The organism is Mesorhizobium sp. M2C.T.Ca.TU.002.02.1.1 (assembly GCF_003997225.1).
Window position 1 is genome coordinate 1 of sequence record NZ_RZTO01000674.1, and the last position, 3,443, is coordinate 3,443.

General features: G+C 63.3%; 3 protein-coding genes. 1 reads left to right on the forward strand and 2 read right to left on the reverse strand.

Annotated features, from left to right (window positions below; all coding sequences use genetic code 11):
• Positions 1-9: 9 nt before the first annotated feature.
• Entirely contained in the window at positions 10-1,071 is a 1,062-nt protein-coding gene (locus EOD07_RS27290) for a hemin-degrading factor (protein ID WP_127237606.1), read from the reverse strand.
• 49 nt (positions 1,072-1,120) lie between these two features.
• Positions 1,121-1,327, reverse strand: a complete 207-nt coding sequence (gene hemP / locus EOD07_RS27295; protein ID WP_040981784.1) for a hemin uptake protein HemP — start codon at positions 1,325-1,327, stop codon at positions 1,121-1,123.
• Between the two features lie 289 nt (positions 1,328-1,616).
• On the opposite strand from hemP, the gene EOD07_RS27300 reads away from it, so the two are divergent.
• A partial coding sequence (locus EOD07_RS27300) for a TonB-dependent receptor (RefSeq protein WP_245470516.1) occupies positions 1,617-3,443 on the forward strand: 1,827 nt, incomplete at its 3' end.

Here is a 3,443-nt window from a genome sequence, read left to right on the forward strand (position 1 = left end):
AGACAGGCCTTATGCAGCGGTCGGGCTGGGAACGCGGGGCAGGTTCTCGGCGAGAAAACGCCAGTCTTCCCGCTCGCCTTCGCCTTCATGGCGCTTGCCGAAGAATTGGATGATCATGCCGCCATCGGCGCCATAGGCCTCCAGCGAGGTGACATGGCCGTCCTTGGTCGGCTTGCGCACCGCCCAGACCTCGTGGATGTGGTCGGTCCTCAGATGCAGGTGGAAGGTCTCGTCGAGCACGTTGATCCATGGCCCCATCGGCTTGACCGATCTGATCGGGCCGGAATGGATCTGGATGCAGCCGCGGTTGCCCACGAAGCACATGATGGGCATCTCGCCTGCCGCCGCGTGATGGAACAGGGCGCTCACCGCGTCATTGTCGAGCAGCCACGCATAGTCCTGGCCGACCATCCGCACCGCCTCGCGGCGGCTGAGCTTCAGCGTCTTCAGCATGCCGAAGAACTGGTGCACATCGGTCAGCCGGCTCCAGCGGTCGCGCAGATCGTCGATCGAGGCGACCGAAGCATGCCCCTCGCCCTCTCCTTCCGCGGCGCCTGGGAGGATCGCGACGGTCGGTTCCTGATTCGACGATTCGAGGCTCGCCACCAGCTTCTGGTAGGCATAGAGGTTCGAAGCCGGCCGCAGATGCACCTTGTGCACCGCTTCGCCCGCCGCGTCGAAGAACTGCAGGCTGCGGCGGATCTCGCCGCCGTCGCGTTTCTCGACGGCAAAGCCATGCGCCCAGACTTTCGGGAAGATGCGCAGGTCGATGTTTTCACCAAGCACCATGGCGTTGTGATTGCCGGTGACGACCTTGTCGTAGACGCCGATCTTCTCGTGCACGGCGCTTTCGTTGCGCGTCAGCGCCATCACCTCGCCGACCGCCTCCAGGCCGGTCAAAAGGTCGTTGACGCGCGGCTCGACACGGACGGCGCCGAAGCCGCATTGCGCCGCGACCAGCTCCGCTTCCGAAATGCCCAATTGCGCCGAGAGATCGCGTTCCCGCATCTTGGGATTGTCCTGCCTTGCCCGCCGGATTTCCTCCGGCGACGGCTTAACGCGCTGGTCCATGTCGTTCACCTGTATTGCCTGATGTTCGTCTATCGCCCGCCGATTGCGGTCACTTGTTGAGGATCAGCTTGCCCTGGCGGGTGATCTTCAGGCGGTAGAGCGCGCCATGATGCTCGATGCCGATCTCGTGCTCGCCCTGGAACAGCGTGTTGCTGGAGAGCGTCCTCACCGCCAACGGCACCCGTTCGTAACGCATCTGCGTGTCCTCCGGACGGCGGACGCGATAGCGGAAATCGTTGGGATTGTGCGTGTTCATCGGGTCGGTCCTTTCCTCTGCCGGCCATCTTGGCCGCAGCCTCATAAAATGCCGATTCAATTCTTGACTCGAATAATCATGTTTACTAGTCAGTGCATTACCGGACTAAATGAGTCAACATTTAAGACGCCGGACGTGATCAAAAATGCGAGCGAGCCACCGGCCAGCCAGCTACGAGCCTGAAATCTGGAGTTGGGGCATGGGGTTGGTGACTTGGGGACGGACGGGCCTGGCGGGCAATAGCGCAGGTCCGGGCTTCCGATCGATTGCAAAGGCAATCGCCGCATTGATGGCCGGAGCGGCGGCGATCGCGCTCAGCGTGCCCGCCGCGCAGGCCCAACAAGCCGCGCAGCCGGCCAACCAGCAGCAGGCCGATCAGAAAAAGCAGGCCGATGAGAAGGCCGCGGCCGAAGGAACCCTGCTCGACAAGATCCTCGTCATCAGCCGCACCGGCGAAACGGCGATCCAGTCGCTGGCCTCGGCCAGCCATGTCGACCAGGAACAGCTCGACCGCCGCATGGCGACGACGCCGAACGAGATGCTGCTCGGCGTGCCAGGCGTCACCGTCCAGGCCGACGCCCGGCGCGTCTCGTCGAGCATCAACATCCGCGGCCTGCAGGATTTCGGCCGCGTCGCCGTGATCGTCGACGGCGCCAGGCAGGACTTCCAGCGTTCGGACCACGGCACGCAGTCGACCTTCTATGTCGATCCCGAGCTCATCAAGTCGGTCGATGTCATCCGCGGCCCGACCGCCAACACCTATGGCTCCGGCGCCATCGGCGGCGTCGTCTTCTTCGACACCAAGGACGCCGCCGATTTCCTCAAGCCGGAAGAGACCTGGGCCGGCTCGCTGACCGGGCGCTATGAAAGCAATGGCAAGGGCTGGACCACCAGCGCCACCGGCGCCTACAAGATCAACGAAAACTGGGACGTTCTGGGCAACGTCGTCTACCGCGACTACGGCGACTACAAGAACGGCGGCGGCGACACCGTTGCCGGCACCGGCTTCGACGTGCTGAGTGGCCTGCTCAAGACCACCATCCGGCCGACCGAGAACAGCGAATTGAAATTAGGTTGGGTCGGTTCCAGCGACGGCTGGACCGAGACCAGCGGCGGCGTGCCGGCCAACGACGTCGACCTGAAGTCGAACACCTTCACGGCCCGCTACAACATCACCGATGATGCGAAGAGCTGGCTCGACCTTCACATCAACGCTTCCTACAACAAGACGCTTCTCGACCTGAAGACGCTTACCGCGGAGAACCGCTTCGATCCCACCACCGGCCTGCCCGTAGTGCTGCCGGCCGGCTCCCTGTCCACCTTCGATGTCGGCACCACCGGCATCGACATCTGGAACACGTCGCGCTTCAAGACGGCGGGCGTTGCGCATGAGCTGACCTATGGCGGCGACTGGGTCGGCGACGATGTCGATACCGGCGGCAGCGCCGGCGGCGACAGCTTCTACACGCCGTCGGGCAAGCGCAACGTCTCCGGCGCCTACATCCAGGACAAGCTGACCTGGGAATGGCTCGAAATCATAGGGGGCCTGCGCTATGACAATTACAGCCTGAAGGACGACACGAATGAGACCTCCGGCGACCGCGTCTCACCGCGCATCACCATCGGCATCTCGCCCTTCGAAAGCGCAGGCCTGGCCGGACTGCAATTCTACGGCACTTATGCGGAAGGCTATCGCTCGCCCTCGCTGACCGAGACGCTGATCAGCGGCAACCATCCGGCCGGCGTCAGTTTCCCGTTCCTGCCCAATCCGAACCTGAAGCCCGAAACCGGCAAGACCGTCGAGTTCGGCGTCAACTACAAGCAGAACGACATCATCGAGGGCGGCGACGCGCTTCGGCTCAAGGCCGCCTACTTCAACAACAATGTCGACGACTACATCGACGGCGTGACGCTCTCCCCCTTCGACCCGACCAGCGGCTGCCCGTTCGGCCCGGGCATTCCGATCTGTTTCCAGTACCAGAACTTCGCCAAGGCCAAGATCCACGGCTTCGAGTTGGAAAGCGTCTACGACGCCGGTTGGGGCTATGCCGGTCTGTCGGCCTCGATCATCAACGGCCACACCATCTCCTATGAAGGCGAGCGCGCGGATCTCGCC

Coding starts and splice junctions, on each gene's coding strand:
- hemP (WP_040981784.1), bottom strand. CDS start 1,327: ATGAACACGCACAATCCCAACGATTTCCGCTATCGCGTCCGCCGTCCG.
- EOD07_RS27290 (WP_127237606.1), bottom strand. CDS start 1,071: ATGGACCAGCGCGTTAAGCCGTCGCCGGAGGAAATCCGGCGGGCAAGG.